The 2,938-nt window shown below is 30.2% G+C and carries 4 protein-coding genes and 1 pseudogene; all 5 read left to right on the forward strand.

Features of this window, described 5'->3' with window-relative positions:
- Positions 1-191 (forward strand): annotated as a pseudogene (locus ACRC03_RS01910) (hypothetical protein); the annotation flags it as partial.
- Entirely contained in the window at positions 191-850 is a 660-nt protein-coding gene (locus tag ACRC03_RS01915) for an NAD(P)H-dependent oxidoreductase (protein ID WP_438650862.1), read from the forward strand. The pseudogene ACRC03_RS01910 and the gene ACRC03_RS01915, both read left to right, overlap by 1 nt.
- Positions 851-983: 133 nt before the next feature.
- Positions 984-1,244: a hypothetical protein gene (locus tag ACRC03_RS01920; protein WP_438650863.1), complete on the forward strand. Its 261-nt coding sequence runs from the start codon at positions 984-986 to the stop codon at positions 1,242-1,244.
- 36 nt (positions 1,245-1,280) lie between these two features.
- Positions 1,281-1,793 (forward strand): spore protease YyaC, encoded by a 513-nt coding sequence (yyaC, locus tag ACRC03_RS01925; protein WP_438650864.1) that lies wholly within the window; start codon positions 1,281-1,283, stop codon positions 1,791-1,793.
- Positions 1,794-1,982: 189 nt separating this feature from the next.
- A partial coding sequence (gene glyA / locus ACRC03_RS01930; RefSeq protein WP_438650865.1) for a serine hydroxymethyltransferase occupies positions 1,983-2,938 on the forward strand: 956 nt, incomplete at its 3' end.

Genomic DNA, 2,938 nt, shown 5'->3' on the forward strand with positions numbered 1-2,938 from the left:
GAGAGTCTATGCATCTAACTAGATATGACAAATATCCAGATATCGAATTTTATTATGATGGTGAATTTAAATCACAAGAAGGAAGAAAAGTATATGAAGATTATATACATAGAGTATTTTATCAATTCCATTCAAAAAGCATAATGGTCAAGCCAATATCAGAATATATAAAAAAGGAGGAGGTAATGTAATGAAAATGATTATATTAAACGGATCTCCTAAAAATAACATAAACGAAAGTAATACAGAAATCTTTATCAATCAATTCCATCAGAATATGAAACAAAAATATCCAGTAAGATATATTGTTAGAGAAGATCATACAAAACTAGCAGCAGAGCTAAAAGATTATGACACGATTCTATTATTCATTCCTCTATATGTACACGCAATGCCAGGTCCAGTAATGAGCTTTATAGAAATGTTAGAAGAACAAAATATTAGAGGTAAGAATTTAGGCTTTATAATACAGGCAGGTTTTCCTGAAACAGCTCAAGAACAATTTATAGAGCGATACTTTGAGCAGTTATGCAAAATACTAAACTGTAATTATTTAGGAACTGTTTCAAAAGGTGAATCTGCTGCAGTTTATATGTTCCCTAAAAAATTTAAGAAACTGTTTAAACTAATCAATGAATTAGGTAGCAAGTTTGAAGAGAGTAAGGAATTTGATAAGGAAATAGTAGAGAAATTATCTTATCCTTATAACTTAAGTGATTATTCTTTGCTTTTTAGAGGTGCAATGAAGGCTGTGTATATGCTTAAGTTAGATGATATTGGATGGAATATGATGTTAAAGCAGCACAACTCTTTTGAAAATAGATATGATAAGCCATTTTTAGAAGATTAAATAGAATAAAGACACATATTTTTCTTCCAAAAAGAATACAAAAGACAGTGGAAAAATTAATTTACATATTTTAATTTAGTAGCTACCATTTAGTTATAAGAACTTTATATTGGTATATAGAGGAGATTAAAATATGGATAATTTCTGTAAAAATGAAGATATAAGATTAAAGGAATTTGAAGATAAATTAGAAGCAGAAAAGAAAAAAATAGACAAAGAAAAATTTTACTATGATAAATATGAAAAAAGGGTAATGTATTCAAGTGATATAAAGACAATAAAAGAGGATGTTTTTGAATTAAAGCCAGTGTATAAGCCCCAATATACCTTTCAAAAGATAGCAATGATAGGTGCTGTGATAATAATTGCGGTTTTTATTTTTATAAACAAATAATGAGGATTAAAAGTGCTAGGTTCAGGGGGAAATTTCATGAGTTTAATTAAAACTAGATACAATGATGAAAGTGCTATTTTTTCATTAAGTAGCTTACTAAGTCAGATAATAGACAAAGAGACTATAATTATATGTATAGGAACAGATAGATGTATAAAGGACTCCTTAGGACCTATAGTAGGTAGAATGTTACAAAACTCCACTTTTAAAAATCAAGTATATGGAATATTAGGGGATACGGTGAATGCTGTTAACTTAAATGAAAAATTAGAGTATATTAAAAATATTCATCCTCAATCAAAAATTATAGCAATTGATGCAACTACTACTAAACAGGAGATGGTAGGTTTAATAGAAGTGAGATGTGGACCAGTTCATCCTGGAAGAGGTGTTGGTAAAATTCTACCAAATGTTGGAGATTATTCTATTTATGGTATGGTAAGTGATATAAATGAAGGCTACAAGTTTTTTAGTGAAGGGGAAAGTGACGTAGATTTTATTGTAGATATGGCTGAAACCATAGCTTTAAGCCTTATTTTAGCAGTTTAAAATAAAAATAAATTACAATTTGAAGGAGCTATTTAAATAAAACATGTTAAAAACACTAAAGATAGTAGAACTGAGTGTATCGGTGTTTAAACTGTATTTATTTGGATATATATTAACTTAATAATACCTTTTAACACTTATTAAAGTGTTAAAAGGTATTAATAGGAACTTTATTTAGGAGGTTATAGCATGTTTGAAAATTTAAGAAAAGCAGACCCAGAAGTTTATGAAAGCATGAGAAAAGAGTTAGTAAGACAACAAAAAAACATAGAATTAATAGCATCAGAGAATATAGTATCAGTTCCTGTCATGGAAACAATGGGAAGTCATTTAACTAATAAATATGCAGAAGGATATCCTGGAAGTAGATACTACGGTGGATGTACACATGTAGATGAAGTAGAGCAATTAGCAATAGATAGATTAAAGGAAATATTTAAAGCGGAGCACGCAAATGTTCAGCCACACTCAGGTGCAAATGCAAATATAGGTGTATATTTTGCAATACTAAAACCAGGAGACCATGTTTTAGGAATGAACTTATCTCAAGGAGGGCACTTAACACATGGATCTCCGGTTAATATATCAGGACAATATTATAATTTCCATGAATATGGAATAACAGAGGATGAAGGACTAATAGACTATGAAGCAGTAAGAAATCTAGCTCATGAAGTGAAGCCTAAATTAATAGTAGCAGGTGCTAGTGCTTATCCTAGAGAAATAGATTTTAGAAAATTTAGAGAGATAGCTGATGAAGTAGGAGCTATGCTTATGGTAGATATGGCCCATATAGCAGGACTAGTTGCAACTGGGCTTCATCAAAATCCATGTGAAGTTGCAGACTTTGTAACTAGTACAACTCACAAAACGCTAAGAGGACCAAGAGGAGGAGTAATCCTTTGCAAAAAAGAATACGCAAAAGTAATTGATAAAGCTATATTCCCTGGAATACAAGGTGGTCCATTAGAGCACATAATAGCATCAAAGGCTGTTTGTTTTAAAGAAGCTTTAAGTGATGAGTTTAAAGAATATCAAACTAAAGTTGTTAAAAACAGTAAGGCTTTAGCTGAAGAACTAATGAATAGAGGATTTAGATTATTAAGTGGTGGTACTGATAATCATTTAGCGTTATTAGATTTAAC

This window comes from Romboutsia sp. (assembly GCF_051659545.1).
In the GTDB taxonomy this organism is placed as follows: Bacteria; Bacillota; Clostridia; order Peptostreptococcales; family Peptostreptococcaceae; genus JBOFOR01.